Origin of the sequence: Clostridium sp. AM34-9AC, assembly GCF_003480225.1 — a bacterium.
GTDB lineage: Bacteria > Bacillota > Clostridia > Lachnospirales > Lachnospiraceae > Acetatifactor > Acetatifactor acetigignens.
Map to the genome: position 1 here is coordinate 25510 of NZ_QUIU01000009.1, position 25326 is coordinate 50835.

The window sequence follows — 25326 nt, forward strand, 5'->3', positions numbered from 1 at the left end:
CCGTAATCTGACGTCTCTGCCTGCAAGCAGGCGAATCGTCCCTACGGTAATGAGCAATGCATCTCGTAAACGCTTCGCGTTTCCTTCGATGTCGGGCATTCGCCCTATCAAACCGCAATCTGACGTTTCCGCCTGCAAGCAGGCGAATCGTCATCTTACGGTTTGACATTTCTCATTACCTACGCAGGTTGTTGGCCTGCTGTAGCATCTCATCGGATGCTGTGATGGCTTTGGAGTTGAGTTCGTAGGCACGCTGTGCAACGATCATGTTGACCATCTCGTCTACGACCTGTACATTGGAGCTTTCCAGATATCCCTGGATAATACTGCTCTTCTCTACATTATTATTTCTTGCTTCGTTGATAGCCTGTCCGCTGGCTGCGGTCTGCTGATACAGGCTGTCTGCCAGTCTTTCCAGTCCGTTCGGATTATTGAACTGGAAAACACCTATTGTGATGCCGATAGGCTGAGGTTTGTTCTTTGCATCGGGATAACACAGACTTCCGTCCTTGCTGACTGTAATATTGCTCATCACATAATTGCTGCCCAGAACAATTGCTTTACCCTGTGTATCCAGTACCGGAAGTCCATCAGAAGTAGCCAGCATATTGCCGCCGTTGGCTGCAAGAGTAAACTTCAGATTACCGTTTCTGGTGTAGTAGGTATTGCCGTCCGCTCCTCTTACTGCAAAGAAACCCTTGCCATCAATTGCAAATGCGGTGTCGCTGTCGGATGCTGTCAGACTTCCTTCCTTAAATACGGAACTGATGGAAGCATTTCTTACACCGAGACCTACCTGCGCACTGCCGGGCTTGGTATCTCCGTTTGCGGAAGTTGTCTTCGTCTGGATGTTCTGGTATAACAGGCTCTTGAATTCATTCACCTGTGTTTTGTAACCTGTGGTGTTTACGTTTGCCAGATTATTGGCAATCGTATCCACATTTGTCTGCTGTGCGATCATGCCGGTCGCTGCTGTCCATAAGCTTCTGACCATATGTAGTCTCCTCTCACAATGTCCCTTATGTCATCCATGACCTGATTTTTATCCTGAAAATATTCTATAATCAGTTATCGGCTGTCCCAGCCGAATTCATTACTACAGTTTACCAATCTGGTTCGCTGCTACATCCAGAGTGCCATCAATGGTCTGGACCACCTTCTGGTTGGATTCATATGCTCTGGTAATGGAGATCAGATTTACCATCTCGGATACAATCTGTACATTTGCCATCTCCAGATAGCCTGACTTCACCTGTGCATCTGCCGTAGTCGTTTTGGCCCCTTCAATGGGCTGATAATAGGTCTCTCCATATTTTTCCAGGTAATCATAATCTTCAAAGTCCGTCACCTGAATTCTGGCAACTGCCTGATCGTTCTGATAAATCGTACCGTCATCGGTGATCTTGGAATCCAGCAGTGTGTTCAGGCGGATCCTCCTGTTCTGGGTATCCAGAACATAGTCACCCTCTTCCGTTACCAGATATCCATCCTTATTCAGTGTAAACTGTCCTGCACGGGTGTATTTGGTGTCGGTCTCTCCTGCCTTATTGGTAAATTCAATGGCAAAAAAGCCATCTCCGGCTAATGCCAGATCATAGGTATTATCCGTAATGCGGAAAGATCCCTGCGTATAATCGGTATAATTCTCTCCGATCTTCACTCCGGGATTTTTGATACCGATCCTCTGGACATTTCTCATGCCTACCGACTGGTCCTTGATCTTGACCGTCAGCACATCATTAAAGGACTGGCTGGTGGATCCTTCCTTTTTATATCCGACGGTAGATGCATTGGCCAGATTGTTGGTCATGATATCCATTCTGTTCTGTTCGTTTACCATACCGGTGTAAGCGGTATACAAGCCTTTAACCATTCATATCCTCCATTTGCGGCTGCGATCCTTCGACAAATGTACGGCATCCTGCCTTAGTCTATCTTTTCCGGTTCCCCGGAGCTGTCTGTGTTACTCTCTGTAGCCTGCCAGGAACTCTACGTATTTACCGGTTCCAATGGCCACTGCTGTCATGGGATCCTCTGCTGTCATGGTGTTGATACCTGTCTTGGCAGAGATCAGATCTTCCAGACCGCGCAGCAGGCTTCCACCTCCGGTCAGTACGATTCCTCTGTCTGCAATATCGGCTGCCAGCTCAGGGGGAGTCTTCTCCAGTACGCTGTGAATGGTCTCCACGATCTGTGCGGTAGTCTCGCGCAATGCCTCCTCGGTCTCCTCGGAAGACACCTTAACAGTCTTGGGCAGACCGGTCACGAGGTTACGTCCTCTGACATCCATATAATCCACTTCCGCTCTCTTGTAGCAGGAACCGATCTTGATCTTCAGATCCTCTGCGGTTCTCTCACCGATGAGCAGATTATGTTTTTTACGCATATAACGCACAATGGCTTCATCAAAATCATCGCCTGCGATCTTGATGGAAGCACTGACTACAGTACCTCCCAGAGATATGACTGCGATATCGGAAGTACCGCCGCCGATATCTACGATCATATTACCGCAAGGCTTGGAAATATCAATACCCGCACCGATAGCAGCTGCGATGGGTTCCTCAATAATGGAAACCTCTCTGGCACCTGCCTGGTAGGTAGCATCTTCTACTGCCTTCTTCTCTACCTCTGTAACGCCGCTGGGAACACAGACAGCGATACGGGGCTTACGGAAAGTTCTCTTCCCCAGCGCTTTCTGGATAAAGTATTTCATCATTTTCTCGGTTACGGTATAATCAGAGATAACACCCTGACGTAACGGTCTTACGGCTACGATGTTGCCGGGAGTTCTTCCCAGCATCAGTCTTGCATCCTCACCGATGGCTTTAATCTTATTTGTATCTCTATCAAAAGCTACAACAGAGGGCTCCTTTAATACAACGCCCTTTCCTCTGATGTATACCAGAATGCTGGCGGTACCTAAATCAATTCCGATATCTGTGCACTGCATCTTTTTTATTACCCCTTTCCGATGGTATCTATCTATAAGTCTTGACTCTACACGCTATTTTAGTCATATACATCATATTATAACTGAATTTTTTCCATTTTCATAGAGGGTAATTCTTAAAATTTGATAACTATTCAGAATCAGGGAGCCATGAAAGAGCGTTTTGCGAATGGGGGGCTGAATAGTTATCGTAGTTTCTTGTCCTTCTCCAGCATCTTTTTCACATAGTAACCGGTGTAGGATTTTTTCACCTTGACGATCTCTTCCGGGGTTCCCTTGGCGATCACTGTACCACCGCGGTCTCCGCCTTCCGGTCCCATATCGATGATATAATCCGCGGTCTTGATCACATCCAGATTATGCTCGATGACAACCACCGTGTTGCCGCCGTCCGCCAGTCTGTGCAGGATCTCCACCAGCTTATGGACATCCTCAAAATGCAGTCCTGTGGTAGGCTCATCCAGGATATAGATGGTCCTGCCGGTACTTCTTCTGGAAAGCTCCGTGGCCAGCTTGATACGCTGTGCCTCACCACCGGACAGGGTAGTGGAAGGCTGTCCCAGCTTTACATAGGAAAGTCCCACATCATACAGGGTCTCGATCTTTCTGCGGATAAACGGTACATTTTCGAAGAAAGGCAATGCTTCTTCCACCGTCATATCCAACACATCAAAAATACTCTTGCCTTTGTATTTTACATCCAGTGTCTCACGGTTGTATCTCTTACCGCCGCAGACCTCACAGGGCACATAGACATCCGGCAGGAAATGCATCTCGATCTTGATGATACCATCGCCACCGCAGGCTTCACATCTTCCGCCCTTGACATTGAAGCTGAATCGTCCCTTGCTGTAACCCTTGGCCTTTGCGTCCGCCGTAGAAGCAAACAGATCGCGGATCAGATCAAATACTCCGGTATAAGTAGCGGGGTTGGATCTGGGAGTCCGTCCGATGGGAGACTGGTCAATGTTGATGACTTTGTCCAGCTGTTCCACACCTTCGATACCCTTGTGTCTGCCGGGAATGCAGCGGGCACGGTTCAATTCTCTCGCCAGATGCTTGTAGAGGATCTCATTCACCAGTGAACTTTTTCCGGAACCGGAGACACCGGTGACACAGGTCATCACACCCAGAGGAATTTCTACATCTACGTTTTTCAGGTTGTTTTCCTGAGCTCCCAGTACTTTGATCCAGCCGGTGGGAGTCCTTCTGGTCTCCGGTACGGGAATCCGCTTTTTGCCGCTGAGGTACTGTCCCGTAATGGATTCCGGAATCTGCATGATCTCTTCCGCTGTGCCGCAGGCAATGACCTCTCCGCCGTGGGAACCGGCTCCCGGACCAATGTCCACGATATAATCCGCTGCCAGCATGGTGTCTTCATCATGCTCTACCACTACCAGAGTGTTCCCCAGATCCCGCAGGTTCTTCAGAGTATTCAGCAGTTTGTCATTGTCTCTCTGGTGCAGGCCGATGCTGGGCTCGTCCAGAATATAGCATACACCCACCAGTCCGGAACCGATCTGGGTAGCCAGACGGATACGCTGTGCTTCACCGCCGGACAGGGTAGCCGTAGCTCTGGCCAGGGACAAATATTCCAGTCCCACATCCACCAGAAATCCTACTCTTGCGCGGATCTCCTTCAGCACACGTTCACCGATGAACTGCTGCTGTTTCGTCAGCGTCATGGTATCCAGGAATTTCTGCAGATCACGGATGGACATGGATGTGATCTCATAAATATTCTTGTCGCATACGGTAACCGCCAGAGATTCCTTCTTCAGTCGCATGCCCTTACATTCTTTACAGGGAGTGATGCGCATGAAGGTCTCATATTCCTGTTTGCTGCTCTCGGAAGCGGTCTCACGATAGCGGCGCTCCACATTTTTGATCAGGCCTTCAAAGGCTACTGGATACACACCACTGCCGCGCTGGCCGGTATAATGCACCAGGACCTCTTTACCGTTGGTGCCGTGGAGCAGAATGTCATGAATCTTCTGGGGATAATCCTGGAAGGGAGTATCCAGATCAAAATTATATTCCTTCGCCAGTGCCCGCAGAATAGCATTGGTAAAGCTGGACTTGTCCGCACAGGACTGCCAGCCCATGACCGTGATGGCTCCCTCATTGATGCTGAGTCTCTTGTCCGGGATCATCAGATCCTCGTCGAATTCCATCTTATATCCCAGGCCGAAGCATACCGGGCAGGCACCGAAAGGATTGTTGAAGGAAAAGCTTCTGGGTTCCACTTCGCTGACACTGATACCACAGTCCGGACAGGAAAAGCTCTGGCTGAAAGTCACCGGTTCGCCGCCGATCACATCCACCACCAGCAGCCCCTCTGCCAGTTCCAGTACATTTTCAATAGAGTCTGTCAGACGGCGCTGAATACCATCCTTTACCACCAGACGATCTACCACGATGTCGATATTGTGCTTGATATTTTTATCCAGTTTGATCTCTTCCGTCAGTTCATACATGCTGCCGTCGATCCGTACCCGGACATAACCGCTTCTCTTGGCACGCTCCAGCACTTTGGCATGCTCGCCCTTGCGGCCTCTGACCACGGGGGCCAGCAACTGGATCTTCGTGCCTTCTCCCATGTTCATGATCTGATCCACCATCTGATCTACAGTCTGCTTGGCAATCTCTCTGCCACACTTCGGGCAGTGGGGAATACCGATTCTCGCATACAGCAGACGGAAATAGTCATAAATCTCTGTTACCGTACCTACGGTAGAACGAGGGTTACGGTTGGTGGATTTCTGGTCAATGGAGATAGCGGGGGACAGTCCTTCGATGCTTTCCACATTAGGCTTCTCCATCTGGCCCAGGAACTGTCTCGCATATGAGGACAGGGATTCCATGTAGCGTCTCTGTCCCTCTGCATAGATCGTGTCGAATGCCAGAGAGGACTTACCGGAACCGGACATACCGGTCAATACCACCAGCTCGTTTCTGGGAATGTCCACATTAATGTTTTTCAGGTTATGTTCATTGGCACCCCGGATCTTAATGTACTCCCGGGGACGCATCTTCTTTGCTTCTTCCATTGTCTTGCCTTTCTTAAATAAAATATCGTTCTCCAATTATTCAGAGCCCCATTCGCAAAATCGCATCTTTGATGCTTTACTTTTATTCCATATCATTTAATTGTTTCTTTAATTCAAGCATTTTATCTCTAAGTTCTGCTGCCGCTTCGAAATTCAGGTCTGCCGCTGCTTTCTGCATCTTCTTCTGGATCTCGCCGATCAGCTTCTCCAGTTCCTTCTTCGTCATGGATTCGGGATCCTTCTCAAAGCGTACCTCTTCCTTGGCGATTACCTTGGAGATGCTGATAAGATCACGCACCGCCTTTTTGATCGTCTGGGGGGTGATACCATGTTCTTCATTATATTTCATCTGGATCTCACGACGTCTGTTGGTCTCATCCAGTGCTTCCCGCATGGAGTCCGTGATGGTGTCCGCATACATGATGACATGGCCTTCCGCATTACGGGCCGCACGGCCGATGGTCTGGATCAGGGAAGTCGCACTTCTAAGGAATCCTTCCTTATCCGCATCCAGAATGGCCACCAGAGTGATCTCCGGAATATCCAGACCCTCTCGCAACAGGTTGATACCTACCAGTACATCGAACACATCCAGACGCATATCCCGGATGATCTGGGCACGCTCCAGCGTATCAATGTCAGAATGCAGATATTTCACCCGAATACCGACTTCCTTCATATAATCCGTAAGATCCTCTGCCATCCGCTTGGTCAGTGTGGTGATCAGTACCTTATGATGCTGTGCGATCTCCTTGTTGACCTCTCCGATCAGGTCATCGATCTGTCCCTCTACCGGGCGCACCTGTACTTCCGGATCCAGCAGACCTGTGGGACGAATGATCTGCTCTGTCCGCAGCAGTTCATGATCCTTCTCATAATCGGAAGGAGTGGCGGATACGAACATCATCTGGTCGATATGCGCCTCGAATTCCTCAAAGTTCAACGGTCTATTATCCAGTGCCGAGGGCAGACGGAAACCGTAGTCCACCAGTGTCTGCTTTCGCGAGCGGTCCCCGGCATACATACCGCGGATCTGTGGGATCGTCATATGGGACTCGTCCACGATAATCAGGAAATCATCCGGGAAAAAGTCCAACAGCGTCATGGGCGGTGCTCCCGCAGGAAGTCCGTTCAGATGTCTGGAATAGTTCTCGATACCGGAACAGAAACCGGTCTCCCGGAGCATCTCAATATCGAAATTCGTCCGTTCCGCAATCCGCTGGGCCTCGATCAGCTTGTCTTCGCCCTTGAAAAACTGTACCCGTTCCTTCATCTCTTCTTCGATATTGTCACATGCTGCCTTGATCTTCTCCTGAGATACCACATAATGGGATGCCGGGAAGATCGCCACATGATTCAGCTCTGCATGAATTTTCCCTGTAAGGGGCTCTACCTCTGCGATCCGGTCGATCTCATCCCCGAAGAATTCGATACGGATGAGATAATCGCCGCCCTGTGCCGGATATACTTCCACCACATCTCCCCTGACACGGAAAGTGGCACGCTGAATATCCATATCGTTGCGGTTGTACTGAATATCGATCAGTTCCCGCAATACCTCGTCACGATCCTTCACCATACCGGGACGCAGAGATACGATCAGATCCTGATATTCGTCGGGGCTTCCCAGACCATAGATACAGGACACGCTGGCCACTACCACCACGTCTCTGCGCTCCGCCAGAGAGGCCGTCGCTGACAGCCGCAGCTTGTCGATCTCATCATTGATGGAAGAATCCTTGGCAATATAGGTATCCGAAGACGGCACATAAGCCTCCGGCTGATAATAATCGTAATAAGAAACAAAATATTCCACCGCATTTTCCGGGAAAAATTCCTTCATTTCCCCGTAAAGCTGCCCCGCCAGTGTCTTGTTGTGGGCAATGATCAGCGTCGGCTTATTCAATGCCTGGATCACATTGGCCATGGTAAAGGTCTTACCGGAACCGGTAACACCCAGCAGTGTCTCAAACTGATTGCCCTGCCGGAAGCCTTCCACCAGCTCCGCAATGGCCTGCGGCTGGTCTCCGGTAGGCTGATATTCGGAATGTAATTTGAATTGTGAGGGTTCGTTCGATGGATTCATGATGCCTCTCCGTGCAAATATGTTACTGGAATAACACAGTTCGTGAACGTATTCGGCCACTAAAATCATACAGGCATGATTCTGTTCCCGGATACGTTCACAACTGAACTATTATCTATTTTTTCACGTTACGCACAGATTATAGCAGAATTTTTTTGAAAAGTACAGATGAATTCGAAAATATGTTCGGTTTGTTGTTTCCTCTCCACATCACAGCGTACAGACGTTTTCCGGCTTTCCGTTCAGATAAGCGTACACATTGGAAAACTCGATTTCCGCTCTGCGTACCATGGCTTCCTCCGACAGGAATGCCACGTGCGGTGTCAACAATGTATTTTTCGCATGAAGCAGCGGTTCCTCTGTGGGAATGGGCGGCTCACAGTCAAATACATCCACCGCAGCTCCTGCGATCCGTCCTTCGTTCAAAGCCTGTGCCAGTGCCTTGCTGTCTACGATAAGGCCTCTTGCACAGTTGATAAAAATGGCTGATTTCTTCATCAGTGCGATCTTCTCCGCACTGATCATTCCTCTGGTCTCCTTGTTGTTCGGCGTATGCAGGGAAATAATATCACACTCTCTCAACAGGTCATCCAGCGGTTTGTATGCAATTCCTGCTGCCTTCACTTCTTCTCTTTCGTGTCTGGCATAGGCATAGACTTCCGCACCGAATGCCCGGAAAAGCTTCGCTGTCATGAAACCGATCTGACCGCAGCCGATGATTCCCACCTTTTTGCCCCGGATCTCTCTGCCACACAGTCCTACGCTGGTACCGCCGTTTCTCACCGCCTGATCCGCCTGCTGCAGATAACGCAAAAAAAGCATTCGTATCACTACAAATGCTTCTTTGCATGAATGATAATATTTTTCGTTTATTTCTTGTTGTGGCTTATAGTATCACTTAACTTTTTACTTTTCAAGTGCTTTTTGCACAATTTTATATTTTTCTTCCTGTGCATGATGCACATTCTCTACACGATAAAGTGTTCCACATTTTGCTGAAGTTTGTCCGCAGCAATTCTTGCAGCCTCCGCTTTTTCCTTGATCTCGTTGGCTCTTTCTACGATTACCCCCGTCTTATCCGCAATATCCGTAGTTCCCGAAGCCCCTTCGGTAGCTGCCTTGCTGACTTCGTTGATTGCCTCCATGACACCGCTGATAGATGCCAGCAGTTCTTCGGAGGAGGCAGAGAAATCTGTTACCAGTCCATCGATCTGACCGGCATCATTACTGTAAGAATCCGCCATACCGGAAAATGCTGCAAAGCTGTCCACCACATCTGTTCCGACAAATCCCAACAGCTTCTGTGTTCCTTCTGCCAGATTGTTTACAGCATCCATCACATTGTTGGTCACATCCTGGATATGAGAGACGGCTGCCTTGGACTGTTCTGCCAGCACACGAATTTCCTCCGCCACCACAGCAAATCCTTTTCCGGCTTCTCCCGCACGTGCTGCCTCAATGGATGCATTCAGTGCCAACAGATTCGTCTGTCCCGTGATCTGCATAATAGATTCTGCCAGAACTCCAATCTGGTTGACTACTTTAATTTCCTCCAGTGCCCTGGTCAGTCCTTCGTTGATCTCTTCATGAATGGCTTTGGTACGCTGATCATTTTGTGTAATATCCTTCTTGATTCCTACCGCACGCTCACGGATCGCATCTGCTTCGGTGGCACCATCCTGAGAACGTGTCGCAATATTCTTCGCTGCACTCTCAATCTCATGAGACATAGCATTGATCTCTTCAGAAGATGCCGCTGTCTCTTCCATTCCGGCTGCCAGTTCCTCTGTGGTAGCGGACACATCCTCGATCTGTTCATCCAGAGCCTGAATACTGTTATCAATATTCTGTACCATATTGTTGATCTCTGCAGCCTGCTCTTTGACTTCACCGATCAGTCCACTCATCTCTGTCCTCATAGACTCCAGAGAGACTGCCAGCCGTCCGAAATCATCACGGCGTTTTAAAAGCTTATCTCCCATAGATTTTGAGAAATCTCCCTGTTCCATCACGCCGATGGATGCCACACATTTTTTGAGCGGCTGGACGATGCTGATAATAATGAAAACCAGAAGGGCGATCACGATTGCACCTTCTATAAGTGTCGATGCAATGAACATCGTCAGTCTTCCTGTCACATAACCGGAAAATTCATCACCTACCGTGACAATCTTATCATCAATATAGTCGGTGTAATTTCCTGTGCCGATGACCCACTGGAACGGTTCAAACGCTTTGCTGTAGGAACGTTTGGGAGAGGATTCCGTCTCTCCTTCCTTTGGGAACACATAATCTACATAACCACCATCCGGCTCCTGTCCCATGCGGATGATTTCCTTTACCATCTGGTACCCGTTAGCATCCTTGGTCTCCATACGGTTTGTACCTTCTGTTGCACTTCCCAGCAGTACCACATTGGTTCCGTCATACTGATCCACCCAGAAATATCCCGAATCTCCGTAGCGAAGCTGGCGGATTTCATCCGCCGCAAGTTTCCTGGCCTCTGCTTCGGTATAGACACCAGCCTGATACTGATCATAAATGGTCTGGCAGAGCGAGATCACATTATCTACCTGCTGCTTGATCTGTTCATCGTAGGCTTCCCGCTCATCAGTCTCCATGGTATCTAATGCTTTGGACTGCAATTCTTTCATGCTTTGTGCTGAAAAGATAGTACACAACAACAGTGCAGCCATCGTTGCCAGTATTACTATGATCATTTTCGTCTGTACTTTTATATTGTTCATAAGATTCCCCTTTTCTGTTTGTCCGTTTTTGCAGATCTCCTACCTTAATTTTATGTTTATCTTATCACATTTTATAATTCTCTTCAACTTTGTGTGGCTTTTTTGTGTATTATTGCCAACTTTTATTCACAATCAGGGGAATTTCACCATGAATATCTGAGATATTTCCGGACAACAAAAAACCTCAGTAGATTTCTCTACTGAGGTTCCTATTCGCAGGTCAACTCCTGCTTCGCAGGGCTACAAGGATTCGAACCTTGAAATGACGGAGTCAGAGTCCGTTGCCTTACCGTTTGGCGATAGCCCTATGTCGTTTACTTGATGAAGTATACACTATCTGTTCCCATTTTGCAATACCCAATTTAAAAAAATTTTAAAAAATATATGAAATTAGAACAATTTCCGTAAAATCATCGCGTAAACACCGTGATATAGGGATAGTCCTTCCTTTCTGCCGGCTGGAAATCCTCCATCAACCAGTTCCAGATAAAGCTGTTCTCTCCTTCCTGGGCAATATCTCCATAACAGCTTTCAAACACCACCACATCCGGATATCTGTCCGGATTGATCTTCCAGTAGTCCAACAGACGCTCATCATAGATCATAGAGCAGATCGTATCAGGGGATGCCTGCTTATGTTCTCCGAGCATACAATAGAACTGGGACGGTCCCACATAAAGCACGGTACTGCCGTCCGGCACGGCCTCCGGCCATACAGCCAGATTATTGTTGTAACGGTATGCAGTCATATAATCCGTGAGGATTCCGGCGCGTAATCCCTCTCTGTTGATGCCACGCACATTTTGAATCACATAGGCATGATATTCCTGGGATCCCAGAATCAGCCAGGTATAGGAAAATGCATTCCCAAGCACAAGGATCAGGCACAGGATCTGAATCGCCTTCTTTCCTGCGGTGTTTTCCTTCTGCCAGTAGTCTCCCAGACATACCAGTCCGGCCACTGCTCCCATAATGAGATAGGTGACCAGCAGCATCGGTCCCCAGTTAGACAACAGAAGTACCGAAAAATAATTGACAAATGCCAGCAGGATCAGTTCATAGAACAGCTTTTCCGTCTTGTCTCTGCGCAGATAGGTATAACATCCCGTCAGGGATACTGCCATCAGCAAAAGCTGCGGGTAAATTGCATTAAAGGAACTGAACAGCCAGAACCAGATCTGGATCAGAAATACAATTACGAAAAACAGCATGCCCGGAAGCTGCAGCAGTCCGGGAAGTTTTTTCTTCCATACCTTCTCTATAAACCATCGGATCCCCAGAGACAGCAGCAGGGCACACAGAAGGATCATGGCCATCTCGCCCAGGCTTGACCCCCATCCCAACAATTTTTCTCCCACAGTAGTCTGATGGGACCCCTCTCCCAGGATCTCGCCTGCCATCTCCAACATTTTCTGCGGTGTCATATAACTCAGAAGATATGTAAACATTACTGCCGCACTTGCCACACAGGGCAGTACATAAGCACAGAGTTCTTTCCATTTTTTCTCTGATCTGCGCACCAGCAGAAATACCAGGCAGCACAAAAATACCAGTACCATACTGGGATAAGCCAGCACATCACAGGTCATGAATATACCTGCCAGCACCAGCCACCGCAGCTCTCCTGCTGTCTGTCTGCCCTCGGAGTCCTTCGCTCCGAAGTATCTCAGAAGGCACAGCACCATAAGTGCAAAGAACCAGTTATGAAGATTGGAATACTCCGGAATAAAAATGGACTTGGGTGTTGTCACATAGTAGAGAAGCCCCATCAGTGCTGCCACATTCTCATCCATCTGCGGCACCGTCCTGCGGATCGTCTTATATAGAAAGACGCTGACGCACGCCTGGATTGGGAAAAATACGAGCCGTAAAAATAGATTCAGATAATTCACTCCACCGGTCAGCATCACAAACAGCCTGATAAAAACTGCCGTAAAAATGGCGGAAGTCTGGTGTGGCTCCCACATTTCAAGCAGCAGCCGGTCTCCCATGGCAAGACGATAGCCCACCATAATACCATAGCCTTCGTCCGTATCAGCACCAATAAATAAATTTTTTGCTGTATATGCAATGATTGCAAGAATACAGATAATTTTCCAGAATTTCTTATTTTTCAGTATATTTTTCATCATGCAGTTATCATAACACAGGATTTTCCCCATAGCAATGACAAGAAACATACATAACTGCAAAACGAGGCCCACCGTCCTGCGGCAAGCCCCGTTTTTATTCAACACAATGAGAGAAACGTATGATGGTATTTTACAATGCTGTTTATACTTCAAAGATCAGATCACCATAGGCAGGTACTGGCCATACCTTCTTGTCAACCATCATCTCCAGTTCATCTACGGGAGTTCTCAGGTCATCCATTGCGGTATGTACCACATCTTTATAGAAGAAAGCAAGCTTCTTGGGATCTTCGATGCCTGCTGCCTCAGCCAGCTTATCCTCCAGAGCAGTTTCTGCAGCCTGTGCCTCAGCCAGCTTCTCGGAAATGCTCTTCAGTACAGTGGTCTGTACGGTTGCATCCGCACCTGCACTCTTAACAGCCAGTACGGTATCCGCCAGAGTCCTGGTGTATTCCATAACTGCGGGAATGTACTGCTTCTTCGCCATATCTACCATGGTCAGGGCTTCAATATTGATGGTCTTGGAGTAGGTTTCATACAGAACCTCCTCACGGGATCTTAACTCTGCCTCGGTGAAAATACCGAACTTCTCAAACAGCTTAATGGACTTCTCGGTGGTCAGGGTCTCGGAAGCCTCTACCATGGACTTGATGTTGGGAAGTCCTCTTCTGGCTGCCTCTTCTACCCACTCCTCAGAATAGCCGTTGCCGTTGAAGATGATTCTCTGATGCTCGGTCAGGTACTTCTTGATCAGATCGTGTACGGCAATATCGAAATCGTCTGCTTTCTCCAGAATGTCTGCTGCCTCGCAGAAAGCTTCTGCAACGATAGCGTTCAGAGTGGTGTTGGGGCTGGCGATGGAGTCTGCACTACCTACCATACGGAACTCAAACTTGTTGCCAGTGAAAGCAAACGGTGAAGTTCTGTTACGGTCGGTGGCATCCTTATCCAGATCCGGCAGAGTGGATACGCCGGTCAACAGTTTACCGCCCTGGATGGAATGAGTAGCATCACCGGTCTCCACCAGCTGCTTTACCACATCCTCCAGCTGCTCGCCCAGGAATACGGAAATGATGGCAGGGGGTGCCTCGTTAGCTCCCAGTCTGTGATCGTTGCCGACATCGGATGCACTCTGACGAAGCAGATCTGCATGGGTATCTACGGCTTTCAGGATACATGCCAGTACTAACAGGAACTGGATGTTCTCGTTAGGAGTATCGCCGGGATCCAACAGGTTGACACCGTTATCGGTTCCCAGGGACCAGTTGTTATGCTTACCGGAACCGTTCACTCCGGCGAAAGGCTTCTCGTGCAGCAGGCAGGTCATACCGTGACGTCCTGCTACTTTCTTCATGGTCTCCATAACCAGCTGGTTATGATCTACCGCAATGTTGGCGGTCTCATAAATAGGAGCCAGCTCGTGCTGTGCGGGAGCCACTTCGTTATGCTGTGTCTTGGCGGTTACGCCCAGCTTCCACAGTTCAATGTTCAGATCCTTCATGAAGGAACCGATTCTCTCGCGGATAGTACCGAAGTAATGATCCTCCAGCTCCTGTCCCTTGGGTGCGGGTGCACCGAACAGGGTACGTCCTGCGAAGATCAGGTCTTCACGCTTTAAGTATTTGTCTCTGTCTACCAGGAAATATTCCTGCTCCGGTCCCACGCTAGCTACGACCTTGGTAGCTTCGGTATTGCCGAACAGTCTTACGATACGCAGTGCCTGTGTGCTGACTGCTTCCATGGAACGAAGAAGCGGTGTCTTCTTATCCAGTGCCTCACCCTTGTAAGAACAGAATGCAGTGGGAATGCAGAGGATCACGCCGGTTGCATCCTCTTTCAGGAATGCGGGAGAGGTGATATCCCATGCAGTATAGCCTCTTGCCTCGAAGGTAGCTCGTAAGCCTCCGGAGGGGAAGGAAGATGCATCGGGCTCGCCCTTGATCAGCTCCTTACCGGAGAACTCCATGATCATCTTGCCGTACTCATCGGGATGGGTTACGAATGCATCGTGCTTCTCTGCGGTGATTCCGGTCAGAGGCTGGAACCAGTGGGTATAATGGGTGGCACCGTTCTCGATGGCCCAATCCTTCATTGCCTTTGCTACAACATCAGCGGTGGCCAGAGACAGCTCTCCGCCGTGATCAATGATCTTCTTCACTTCTTTGTATACGCTCTTGGGTAATCTTTCCCTCATCTTACCCAGAGTGAATACCTTACTGCCAAAGATTTCTTCCACGTTTAATACTTCACTCATCTTCGTTTCCTCCTTATTCTTGCTATTTTCCATGCTTCCTGCGACTATTCCGTGCTGACTATTCAGAACCTCCATTCGCAAAATCGTCTCTACGAGACTTTCCTGAACAACAAGTTTACTTGTTGTTTGCTCATTTGAGGTTACTTCGCCGAATAAATATTGACACATATTTTTACGAATGCAAGCATTTGACAAATATGTTCAATATTTACGGCTCTGAATAGTCACAAAAAAAGGCGCTACACTTCCTAGTGTAAACGCCTTCGTTTCGCATTGAAAAATATTAACTTGTGAGGATCGCTCCTCTATGGCTCATTACTATACAACAGATTTTTTTTGAATGCAATACCTTTTTTGAAAAAATTGTAACTATTCAGAACTCCATTCGCAAAATCGCCTCTACGAGGCTTTACTTTTGCATCCGAAGCGATCTCTGAAGTGCTCTATACCTCAAACAACAGATCCGCATAGGTCGGGAACGGCCAGTACTTCTTGTCTACCAGCTTTTCCAGTTCATCCGCAGGTTTTCTCAGTGCGTTCATTGCCACCATGACTTCATCATGATAACAGAATGCCTGCTCCTTGCCTCTCTCCATGGCGGATGCCTTTTTCTCCACCTCGAGAAGTGCCTCGGATGCCTTTTCCATCTCTGTCAGCTTCTGTGTGATCTGCTGCAACATACGGGTAGGCACATAGGTGTCTCCGCCAGCTTCCGTAATAGCAATAACAGCATCTGCCAGCGACTTGCTGTATTTCATGACTGCAGGAATGATCTGCTTGTTTGCCATATCCACCATAGTCAGTGCCTCGATATTGATGGTCTTTGCATAGGTCTCGTACAGTACCTCCGCGCGGGAACGCAGCTCTGCCTCGGTGAAAATACCGAACTTTTCAAACAGATGGATAGCCTTGGGAGTAGTCAGAGTATCTACTGCTGCTACCATGGAAGGAATATTGGGCAATCCTCTTCTGGCTGCTTCCTCTTCCCATTCCCTGGCATAACCGTTGCCATTGAAAATAATACGCTGGTGCTCCGTCATATATTCCTTGATCAGATCATGGACTGCCATATCGAAATCTTCCGCACCTTCCAGACGGTCTGCAGCTTCGCAGAACGCCTCTGCCACAATGGCATTCAGGGTGGTGTTGGGGCTTCCGATGGAATCCTCGCTTCCCACCATACGGAATTCGAATTTATTTCCTGTAAAGGCAAACGGTGAAGTACGGTTTCTGTCGGTAGCATCCTTTACAAAATCCGGCAATGTGGATACACCGGTGCGAAGTACACCGCCTTCTTTCAGATTGTCTGCTTTACCGGTCTCCACCAGCTGTGCCACCACATCCTCCAGCTGTTCGCCCAGGAAGATCGAAATAATGGCAGGGGGTGCCTCGTAACCGCCCAGTCTGTGATCGTTACCTACATTGGACGCACTCTGACGCAGCAGATCCGCATGGGTATCTACAGCTTTCATGATACATGCCAGTACCAGCAGGAACTGAATATTTTCATTGGGGGTCTGGCCGGGCTCCAGAAGGTTTACACCATTGTCCGTAGTGATGGACCAGTTGTTATGCTTACCGGAACCGTTTACTCCGGCAAAAGGCTTCTCATGCAGCATGCAGCGCAGACCGTGCTTGCCTGCCACACGCTTCAGAGTCTCCATTACCAGCTGGTTGTGATCCACTGCCACATTGGCAGACTCGTAGATGGGCGCCACTTCATGCTGTGCGGGAGCCGCCTCATTATGCTGGGTCTTGGATGTTACACCCAGCTTCCACAGCTCGATATTGACATCATGCATGAAACCACCGATACGCTCACGGATAACACCGAAATAGTGGTCATCCATCTCCTGTCCCTTGGGGGCGGGAGCACCGAACAGGGTTCGTCCGGCGAAAATAATATCTTCACGCTGCAAAGCCTTGGCAGAATCTACCAGGAAATATTCCTGCTCCGCGCCAACGGAAGGCAGTACTTTGGTAGCTTCTGTATTGCCGAACAGGCGGACGATACGGATCGCCTGCTTGCTCAGAGCCTCCATGGAACGAAGTAACGGTGTCTTCTTATCCAGTGCTTCGCCTTTATAAGAACAGAATGCTGTAGGGATACAAAGGGTCGGACCGGTAGCGGTCTCTTTGATAAATGCGGGGGAGGTGATGTCCCATGTAGTGTAACCTCTTGCCTCAAAGGTAGCACGTAAGCCTCCGGAAGGGAAAGAAGATGCATCGGGCTCTCCCTTGATCAGTTCTTTGCCGGAAAATTCCATGATCATCCGGCCATCCTCATCAGGATGTGTCACAAAAGCATCATGTTTCTCTGCGGTAATGCCGGTCAACGGCTGGAACCAGTGGGTATAATGAGTGGCACCGTTCTCGATGGCCCAATCCTTCATGGCACTTGCCACTACATCCGCAGTTGCCAGGGAAAGTTCTCCTCCCTGATCCATGACCTTCTTCACTTCTTTGTAAGTACTCTTGGGGAGCCTCTCTTTCATCTTGCCCAGGGTAAACACCTTGCTGGCAAAAAGCTCCTCTACATTCAATTCTTCGCGCATGTCCCTACTTCCCTTCGGTATACAATAGAATAATATCGAATACAGTGTACAACATGTGCGTTATAATGGTCAATTATTATTTTCGAGGTTTTAGTGATAAGTTTTTCCAAAAATACTCTATACTCAGAACACTTCCCAGCAGGATTCCGGGCATCTGATTGTACATCTGTCTTCCACTGGCTTCCCAGAACATTAAAAAAACAACGATACCGATAAATCCCAACTGACAGATCATCAACATTACAGGTGGTTTCTGATCTCTGATAATATTGCGAAGGCTGAGGATCATTCCGATCAGTAACAGCACATACATGGACACCAGATAGCAGAAACAATACTGACAGGTGCGCCAGTAATATTTTCCCCAGGGCGAAAACATTTCCCAGAGCAAGGTTCCATCGCTGTACTCCACGTTTAAAAATGCACTGGCCCCCAGATTTCCGTTGGCAAAATTATAGCTTGCCTTTTTGCGCAAATGTACGGGATTCCAGAATTCCGATCTGTTTTCACGAATATATTCCATACTGTATTGCTGTTTTTCCTGTCTGGTGGAAAACTCATACATATGATCCACAAACTCTGTGTTGTTGGTCCAGGAACCGTCTTCCTTCATTCCCAGTGCCACCCAGCTGATCACAGGATTGGCTGTTTCAGATGCTTCCTTTGTGATCTCGTAGGAATTGGCCCAGAGCTGCAGAGCCACTCCCAGAATCACGACAAAACCTCCAAACAGCAATGTCACTCGACGGTCCACCGACACTCTCTGCCACAAGAGGATCACAGCGCATGCGATCAGCGGTATGATCACTGTGATCTTCCATGTGCCTGCCAGTACTGCCACACCGGCCGCAAGCAGCGCCCACAGGATCTGCCGGCGCTTCCCCCTGGATGTTGCCGCCAATTTCAGGAAAGCCAGTCCCAGGATTCCCATACCGAAACTCATGGAATCCGTATAAAACACGGCAGTCATCTCCCACATCGGAAGCAGAAATACAAAGGCAAGCAGGATCGGAAATCTCCAGCAAGTATCCCCATTCCGTTCCGCAAGATAACCACAGGCACATGCCACTAGCATCACCAGAATTACATTCCGCAGCAAAACAAAATAAAACGGGGACACATCCATCAGCAATGCCATCCGAAACAGAACGGAAAGCAAAAGCATCGGCTTCAGATTATTCGAATAGGTCAAAAAATAATTGGTGTCTTCCAGTTCTCTCCCGTTCGCCAGATTCAGGGCATCCCGATAGACATAGGTGTAATCCAGCAGAGTATTCTCATTCCCCTGCCGGCTCAATGAAACCACATAAAGCAGCACCCCAAACAATACCAGCGCTACGGCATACAGCGAATTTTTCCGGCCTGTCACCGTATATATTTTGTTCCATGCCGCACCGGCCGCCAGCAGCAACACTGTAGCAGCCGCCACCCCCAGAGCCATCTGCCATGGGATCAGATGATTCCCCGGATACCTGAGTACTGTCCACAACAGCAACAGCATAAAAGCGATGAGAATACTATAGGCACCTATGGACACTCCTTTATGAATTCTGCCTTCCCTTTTCATAAGGCGTTACCTCCGGTCACTCTTTCTCAATCAGCATTTTTCTGACGCAGCAAATCAAATGCCTGCGGCGGCATGGATAACTTTATCCACAGCACCTGCTTGGGATGGGGTGCACTGTCCACACTTTCTCCCTCCTCGGTGTACATAGCTTCCACCGTGACCGGTACATTGGTGCCGTCAGGCTTCATGATTTCTATGGAATCGCCCACGCAGAATTTGTTCCGCTGCTCGATCCGGCACAGAGAATCCTTTACTGCCTCCACAATTCCCAGATAAATATATTCGTTCACGTAAGTGTTATTATCATAGATCTGCGTATTTTCATCCGGCTTGCCGAAATAGAACCCCGTCGTAAACTGACGATAGGTGCACTTGGAGATCTCTGCCTTATACCAGTCCATATTTTTCTCGTACAGCTCCGGATCGGCAAAATAATCATCAATGGCCTTCCGGTAGGTTCTGGCTACCGTTGCCACATACAATGCGGTCTTCATACGCCCCTCGATCTTGAGACTGTCGATTCCTGCCTCCACCAGCTCCGGAATATGTTCGATCATGCACAGATCCTTGGAGTTGAAAATATATGTCCCCCGCTCATTCTCGTAGACCGGCAGATATTCTCCGGGACGAGTCTCCTCCACCACCGCATATTTCCAGCGGCAGGGATGTGTGCAGGCACCTCTGTTGGCATCTCTTCCGGTAAAGAAATTGCTCAGCAGACATCTGCCGGAATAAGAGATACACATTGCCCCGTGCACAAAACTCTCAATCTCCATTTCCGTAGGAATCTTCTCCCGGATTCCCTTGATCTCTACCAGTGACAGTTCTCTGGCAGACACCACTCTTTTGGCTCCCAGCTTCCACCAGAACAGATATGTCTCATAATTGGTATTGTTGGCCTGCGTGGAAATATGCACCTCCACCTGGGGCCAGACTTCTTTGGCGATCATGAACATTCCCGGATCGGAAATGATCAGCGCATCCGGCTGCTCCGGCTTCATATCCCGCAGCTCGGCAAAATATTTTCTGGCTCCCTCGAGATCATAATTGTGCGCCAGAATATTGGCCGTCACATAAACCTTCACTCCATGTGCATGGGCGAATGCAACTCCTTCCGCCATTTCTTCACTGCTGAAATTTTTTGCCTTGGCCCGCAGTCCAAAAGCTTCTCCGCCGATATAAACAGCATCCGCGCCAAAAATAACAGCCGTTTTTAATACTTCCAGGCTGCTGGCCGGGATTAAAAGTTCCGGTTTTTTATATGTCATTTTATTTCTCCTCTTTTTCTGCAACAGATTCTCTTTCCTGATAAGCACACCATGTCAGATTTAGCGGAAGCATTATCATCACCGGCAGCATATAGCGCAGTTCTCCGTTGACCGGGGAAAGAATGCATACCGCAAACACCAGCAGTGTGGGTACTATCAGCAAAATCCGCTTTCCCTTTTTCGATCCCAGCAGATACACCACATATCCCAGCAGCAGGTATCCGTGAAATCCCGCATTATACAACAGGGAGATCAGCGGGAAAAGTGGGATGATAATCCCACGATATGCGAATATTGGGTAGGATTGTGGGAGTGCGTAGCACGGAACAATCCGTAGGCATCAAAGTCGGGGGCTTTTGACCCCGACATCATAATATATAAGGATACACGAGATGAAGAATTTATGCAAACAAAACTGGTATCAGATCACATTACTTTTTCTGTTTTGTGTCACAGTATTTTTAAGATTCTATAAACTGACCGTTTTACCGGATGTTTTACATATAGACGAAGCCGCTCTTGGATATAACTCCTGGTGTCTGGCCAATTACGGTACCGATCGTTATCTCAATGTGCTGCCTTTCTATCCGCAGAATTTTTACGGTGGCCAAAGCCCTCTCTATACTTACCTTGTCGTATTGCTGATCAAGTTTTTCGGGAAGGGGAATCTGTCCGTTTTTCTGGTAAGATTTCCTGCTGCCTTTGCCAGTCTTCTTCTGTGGATCACCGGCACCAGGAGCATGTCCCTTATCTTTGATAATAAAAAAATCACCCTCGCTGCTGCTCTTTTTCTGTGTTTCTGCCCGTATTTTGTGATGTCCGGACGTTATGCCCTGGACTGCAATCTGATGTTGTGCTGCATTTCCTGTTCTGTTCTTGTACTGCTTTTGTATCTGAAAACAGGAAAACTGCATACTTTACTTCTGTCCGGAGTCTGCTTCGGTATCAGCTTGTACTCTTATGCATTGAGTTATCTGATCATACCTATTTTTCTGGTTCTGATCTCTCTTTACATGCTTTACCATAAAAAAATCACGTTTCCCAGAATACTGTTGTGGGCGGTCAGTGTCTGCATTACGGCATTGCCCGTGATCCTTTTTGCCTACACACTTCTCTTCCATGCAGAGCCTATTCAGTTTCTCGGCTTTACAATTTCTCCTATTTCCGGCAACCGCATGGATGAAATTTCTTTTTCCTCATTGGGTGCAAATCTGTGGAACAATCTTAAGATCACTCTGACATACAGTATTTATCCTATGGATTCCGTGGATAAATTCTATACCTTATACCCGGTTTCCATCCCTTTTATCCTGTTGGGAATGTTATGTTCCGTTTATGACTTCGGAAATTCCTTCCGGACACGCTGTTTTCATTCCGGCACAGTATATCTGTTCTATTTCATCAGCTGCTCCTTTGTGGTTGCTCTGACACCTACAGATCATCTATATCGTGCCAACAGCATCTATATCTGTTATCTGTTCTTTTTTCTCCGTGGTATCCGGGCATGTTGCGATTTTCTTACCGTTTACCGGAAAGCATTTCTGCGCATTCTGGCTTATGGCTATGTGCTGTGGATTGCTTCGTTTATGCGTTACTATTACACTATATATTCCGTGCTGGATCTGCATACCTATGCAAATTCCTTCTATTTTGCCGATATTTCCGACATTGTCACCTATATTGACGAAAATCTCGGGGATAAAGAAATCTATGCGGACTGCGTTGATGTAGAGGAGTTTTTGTATTTTTATTATCCTATTTCTCCTTATGAGCGCGTTCCCCTGTCCGCCCGGGAAGAAGACGATGAAATTCCCAAGCATTATATACTGAATGCTTCCACTCCGCTCTCTCCTTCCGCAGCCTACATTGTCCGCAAAGAAAATCAGGAATTTATTTCTTATCTGAACGATTCCGGACTTTCCTGCCATACGGTAGAATTTTCACCGTATTACTTATTTTATTTTGATTGATTGCGAGGTATCCACAAATGAAGGATCTGAAATCTCTGGTGAAAAAATACTGGTATTCCGCAGCCATCCTGCTGTTGTTTCTCATTGCGGTCTTCCTGCGCGTTTATCGTCTGGAAAGCCTGCCTGACGTTCTTCATATCGATGAAGCAGGACTGGGTTATAATGCCTGGTGTCTGGTTCATTACGGAACCGACCGGTATCTCAATGTACGCCCTTTTTACCCTCAGAATTTTTATGGTGGTCAGAGTCCTCTTTATACCTACTTACTGGCTCTGCTGATCCGGACAGTCGGACAGGGCAACCTGTCTCTTACGCTTCTCAAAATTCCCGCCGTCCTTGCAAGCCTGTTGCTGTTTTTTGTCGGAACCAAAAGTATCCGTCTGGTGTTCGATGATCAAAAATGGAGTATTGCTGCTGCTTTCCTGTTGGCAGTCTGCCCCTATTATATCATGTCCGCCCGTTTTGCCCTGGACTGTAATCTTATGTTGTGCTGCTCAGCTGTAGCATTGCTGTTTCTCATCCGTTTCACACAGACTAAGACCCTTCGGAACCTTATATTATCCGGAGTCTTTTTTGGTATCACGATGTATTCGTATGCACTGAGTTACTTCCTGATCCCTATTTTTCTGATCTGCATTTCCCTGTATCTGCTATACACGAAAGAAATATCCTTCCGCCGGGTTCTGCTCTGGGCTGCATGTGTATGTATTACAGCTCTGCCCGTAATATTATTTGTATGCTCCCTGTTATTCCACTGGGAAACCATTCATTTTCTGGGGCTTACCATATCTCCCATCGCCTCCGAGCGCATGTCCGATGTGGGAGTCACTTCTTTCTGGGAAAATATAAAAGATATCATAAAGATTACCTTGACATGTGGTTCCTACCGTTTAGATGCCGTACCTAAATTTTACACGCTTTATCCCTTATCCATTCCTTTTATTGTTCTGGGATTTATCGGTGCAGTTTACAGTTTTCTTGTCTCTCTGTACAAGCGGACTTTTCAGGCCGACAGTATCTATCTGCTGTTCTTTCTCAGCGGTCTCATCACCATTGGTCTGTCCGGATCCGGCTATGTCTACCGGGCTAACAGTTTCTTTATCTGTTATCTCTTCTTCCTGATAAAAGGACTTTTCCTTTGCTGCCGTTTCCTGTCCTCTTATCACGCAGGCTTTATGCTCCTTTTGTCCGCCGGTTATCTCTTATGGTGCATCTCTTTCTGCAGCTTTTATTTCCGGGTCTATACCATGACCGACGTCTGCCCGAATTATCTGTATTCCATCTCCTTCCGGGAGTGTGTGGATGATGTGAATCTCAACCTGGATTATGCGGATCTCTATGTGGATCTGGTCAACATGAAGGAGTTTTTCTTCTTTTATTATCCCGCATCTCCTTATGATACTCAGGATGAAGAAACCTTTACCGACGGTATACACACTTATCATTTTCTCACAGACTATTCCACGAAGATCAGTCCTTCTTCCGTCTATGTGGTATACAAAAAGAACAATGAATTCCTGCAGAATCTGTCAGAGTCCGGACTGGCTTACCAGACCTGGGAATACCCGTATTATTATGTTATCTATTTTGAGTAACTGTGCTTTCCTCTTTCTTCGTACTCAGTGTCACTCCATCACCTACCGGCAGGATCACCGTCTCCAGTTCCGGATGATGTTTCAATTCATACAGATATTCCCGCATCCTTGCATGAATGGTCCGGTTCCTTCTGGTTACGGCAAAACGGGATTCTATGATATCACCGTCCTGTAATACGTTGTCGGAGATCAACAGTCCGCCGGGGGGCAACAGGCGTAAGATATCCGGCAGGAAATGAATGTACTGTCCCTTCGCCGCATCCATAAAGATCACATCATAGGTGCCTTCCAGTTCCCGCAGGATCTCCGTAGCATCACCCTCCAGCAGAGTGATCCGGTCTTCCCTGCCTGCCTTACGGAAGTTCTCTTTTGCGATAGGAATTCTTTTCTCATATTTTTCGATCGTCGTGATATGACAATCCCCCGGTGCATATTCACTCATCAGTAACGCAGAAAAGCCGATAGCAGTCCCAACTTCCAGGATGCTCTTCGGCTTTGTAAATTTCAGCAAAAATTTCAGCAGACTTTGCATGGATCTGCGTATGATGGGAACCTGTGTCTCCAGAGCGAATTTTTCAATCTCATTCAGCCACGCCGGATTCCCGCTGTCCAGGGAATCGATAAACGCGGACATTCTCTCGTCTATGATCATACTGTCCCTCATTTCACACTTTACTGTGCAACTGCAGTGGTATCCTGTGTCTCACCGGTAATCGCACTGCCGTTGTCTATAGTCTCCACTGTCTCTTCCGTTGCGCTTTCCGTCTGTCCGGCCATGACTTCCATCATTTCCTCTGCGGTCATGGCAGTACTCAGCTCATAAGTTCCGGGCTGCCAGTCCTTCTTATTCTCAGATAACAGATACTGTAATGCGAACAGTCTGCTGTCACGTGTCAGGCCCTTTTCCTGCATAATTGTGCCAATCTCCGTTGCGGACATGTCCGAGGTCAGGGTTACTGTGATCTTACGTCCCTCTCCGGCAGAGACCGCCGGTTCTGTGAAAATACGATAACCATAGTCGTAGCATGTAGACGCTCCGGTGTACACCAGATATACCACGATCACTGCAAATGCCACTTTTAAGATAGCGCCCAATACGGCACCTGCCAAATTTGCTGCCTTCATGTGTTCTGTCCTTTCTTATCCAAG

General features: G+C 47.9%; 17 protein-coding genes and 1 tRNA gene. 2 read left to right on the forward strand and 16 right to left on the reverse strand.

Annotated features, from left to right (window positions below; genetic code table 11):
- Positions 1-175: 175 nt before the first annotated feature.
- From DW835_RS06950 to DW835_RS07015, 14 genes are all read right to left on the reverse strand, one after another.
- The gene (locus tag DW835_RS06950) at positions 176-994 is read right to left on the reverse strand and encodes a flagellar hook-basal body protein (RefSeq protein ID WP_117465950.1); all 819 of its coding nucleotides are present in this window, start codon (positions 992-994) and stop codon (positions 176-178) included.
- A gap of 102 nt (positions 995-1096) precedes the next feature.
- The gene (locus DW835_RS06955; protein ID WP_118503103.1) at positions 1097-1873 is read right to left on the reverse strand and encodes a flagellar hook-basal body protein; all 777 of its coding nucleotides are present in this window, start codon (positions 1871-1873) and stop codon (positions 1097-1099) included.
- A gap of 90 nt (positions 1874-1963) precedes the next feature.
- The gene (locus tag DW835_RS06960) at positions 1964-2953 is read right to left on the reverse strand and encodes a rod shape-determining protein (protein ID WP_022312050.1); all 990 of its coding nucleotides are present in this window, start codon (positions 2951-2953) and stop codon (positions 1964-1966) included.
- Between the two features lie 185 nt (positions 2954-3138).
- Positions 3139-6003, reverse strand: a complete 2865-nt coding sequence (gene uvrA / locus DW835_RS06965) for an excinuclease ABC subunit UvrA (protein WP_181968677.1) — start codon at positions 6001-6003, stop codon at positions 3139-3141.
- Between the two features lie 82 nt (positions 6004-6085).
- Positions 6086-8089 (reverse strand): excinuclease ABC subunit UvrB, encoded by a 2004-nt coding sequence (uvrB, locus tag DW835_RS06970; protein WP_117465951.1) that lies wholly within the window; start codon positions 8087-8089, stop codon positions 6086-6088.
- A 210-nt stretch (positions 8090-8299) separates the two neighbouring features.
- The gene (locus tag DW835_RS06975; protein ID WP_118730911.1) at positions 8300-8911 is read right to left on the reverse strand and encodes an NAD(P)-dependent oxidoreductase; all 612 of its coding nucleotides are present in this window, start codon (positions 8909-8911) and stop codon (positions 8300-8302) included.
- 146 nt (positions 8912-9057) lie between these two features.
- Entirely contained in the window at positions 9058-10836 is a 1779-nt protein-coding gene (locus DW835_RS06980; RefSeq protein ID WP_117465952.1) for a methyl-accepting chemotaxis protein, read from the reverse strand.
- Positions 10837-11071: 235 nt separating this feature from the next.
- Positions 11072-11143: transfer RNA gene (locus DW835_RS06985), tRNA-Gln, on the reverse strand.
- 103 nt (positions 11144-11246) lie between these two features.
- Positions 11247-12998: a hypothetical protein gene (locus tag DW835_RS06990; protein ID WP_207665416.1), complete on the reverse strand. Its 1752-nt coding sequence runs from the start codon at positions 12996-12998 to the stop codon at positions 11247-11249.
- Between the two features lie 112 nt (positions 12999-13110).
- Positions 13111-15222 carry a glutamine synthetase III gene (locus DW835_RS06995; RefSeq protein ID WP_118668630.1) on the reverse strand — a complete coding sequence of 704 codons (2112 nt, stop codon included), beginning with the start codon at positions 15220-15222 and terminating at the stop codon, positions 13111-13113.
- A gap of 443 nt (positions 15223-15665) precedes the next feature.
- Positions 15666-17777: a glutamine synthetase III gene (locus DW835_RS07000; protein ID WP_118730913.1), complete on the reverse strand. Its 2112-nt coding sequence runs from the start codon at positions 17775-17777 to the stop codon at positions 15666-15668.
- A gap of 76 nt (positions 17778-17853) precedes the next feature.
- Positions 17854-19344 carry a hypothetical protein gene (locus DW835_RS07005; protein ID WP_118730914.1) on the reverse strand — a complete coding sequence of 497 codons (1491 nt, stop codon included), beginning with the start codon at positions 19342-19344 and terminating at the stop codon, positions 17854-17856.
- A 26-nt stretch (positions 19345-19370) separates the two neighbouring features.
- Positions 19371-20612 (reverse strand): U32 family peptidase, encoded by a 1242-nt coding sequence (locus tag DW835_RS07010; RefSeq protein WP_118668616.1) that lies wholly within the window; start codon positions 20610-20612, stop codon positions 19371-19373.
- 1 nt (position 20613) lies between these two features.
- Complete coding sequence (locus DW835_RS07015) at positions 20614-20943, reverse strand: DUF6020 family protein (protein WP_347475429.1); 330 nt, start codon at positions 20941-20943, stop codon at positions 20614-20616.
- 61 nt (positions 20944-21004) lie between these two features.
- Here DW835_RS07015 and DW835_RS07020 point away from each other — a divergent pair, with 61 nt between their 5' ends.
- Positions 21005-22582 (forward strand): glycosyltransferase family 39 protein, encoded by a 1578-nt coding sequence (locus DW835_RS07020; RefSeq protein ID WP_118668615.1) that lies wholly within the window; start codon positions 21005-21007, stop codon positions 22580-22582.
- A 17-nt stretch (positions 22583-22599) separates the two neighbouring features.
- On the forward strand, positions 22600-24177 hold the full coding sequence (locus DW835_RS07025) for a glycosyltransferase family 39 protein (protein ID WP_118668614.1): 1578 nt from the start codon (positions 22600-22602) through the stop codon (positions 24175-24177).
- Here DW835_RS07025 and DW835_RS07030 read toward each other — a convergent pair.
- Positions 24161-24829: an O-methyltransferase gene (locus DW835_RS07030; RefSeq protein ID WP_118668613.1), complete on the reverse strand. Its 669-nt coding sequence runs from the start codon at positions 24827-24829 to the stop codon at positions 24161-24163. The genes DW835_RS07025 and DW835_RS07030 overlap by 17 nt on opposite strands.
- 20 nt (positions 24830-24849) lie before the next feature.
- A complete protein-coding gene (locus DW835_RS07035; RefSeq protein ID WP_117465963.1) occupies positions 24850-25302 on the reverse strand; it encodes an endolytic transglycosylase MltG in 453 nt (150 codons plus the stop codon).
- Between the last annotated feature and the right edge of the window lie 24 nt (positions 25303-25326).

Excerpts from the sequence above, each read along its gene's own strand:
- DW835_RS06955 (WP_118503103.1), bottom strand. The coding sequence starts at position 1,873 with ATGGTTAAAGGCTTGTATACCGCTTACACCGGTATGGTAAACGAACAG.
- DW835_RS06995 (WP_118668630.1), bottom strand. The coding sequence starts at position 15,222 with ATGAGTGAAGTATTAAACGTGGAAGAAATCTTTGGCAGTAAGGTATTC.
- DW835_RS07030 (WP_118668613.1), bottom strand. The coding sequence starts at position 24,829 with ATGATCATAGACGAGAGAATGTCCGCGTTTATCGATTCCCTGGACAGC.
- DW835_RS07005 (WP_118730914.1), bottom strand. The coding sequence starts at position 19,344 with ATGAAAAGGGAAGGCAGAATTCATAAAGGAGTGTCCATAGGTGCCTAT.
- DW835_RS06950 (WP_117465950.1), bottom strand. The coding sequence starts at position 994 with ATGGTCAGAAGCTTATGGACAGCAGCGACCGGCATGATCGCACAGCAG.
- DW835_RS07025 (WP_118668614.1), top strand. The coding sequence starts at position 22,600 with ATGAAGGATCTGAAATCTCTGGTGAAAAAATACTGGTATTCCGCAGCC.
- DW835_RS07020 (WP_118668615.1), top strand. The coding sequence starts at position 21,005 with ATGAAGAATTTATGCAAACAAAACTGGTATCAGATCACATTACTTTTT.
- DW835_RS07000 (WP_118730913.1), bottom strand. The coding sequence starts at position 17,777 with ATGCGCGAAGAATTGAATGTAGAGGAGCTTTTTGCCAGCAAGGTGTTT.
- DW835_RS06980 (WP_117465952.1), bottom strand. The coding sequence starts at position 10,836 with ATGAACAATATAAAAGTACAGACGAAAATGATCATAGTAATACTGGCA.
- uvrA (WP_181968677.1), bottom strand. The coding sequence starts at position 6,003 with ATGGAAGAAGCAAAGAAGATGCGTCCCCGGGAGTACATTAAGATCCGG.
- DW835_RS07035 (WP_117465963.1), bottom strand. The coding sequence starts at position 25,302 with ATGAAGGCAGCAAATTTGGCAGGTGCCGTATTGGGCGCTATCTTAAAA.
- uvrB (WP_117465951.1), bottom strand. The coding sequence starts at position 8,089 with ATGAATCCATCGAACGAACCCTCACAATTCAAATTACATTCCGAATAT.
- DW835_RS06975 (WP_118730911.1), bottom strand. The coding sequence starts at position 8,911 with ATGCTTTTTTTGCGTTATCTGCAGCAGGCGGATCAGGCGGTGAGAAAC.
- DW835_RS07010 (WP_118668616.1), bottom strand. The coding sequence starts at position 20,612 with ATGACATATAAAAAACCGGAACTTTTAATCCCGGCCAGCAGCCTGGAA.
- DW835_RS06990 (WP_207665416.1), bottom strand. The coding sequence starts at position 12,998 with ATGGGGAAAATCCTGTGTTATGATAACTGCATGATGAAAAATATACTG.
- DW835_RS06960 (WP_022312050.1), bottom strand. The coding sequence starts at position 2,953 with ATGCAGTGCACAGATATCGGAATTGATTTAGGTACCGCCAGCATTCTG.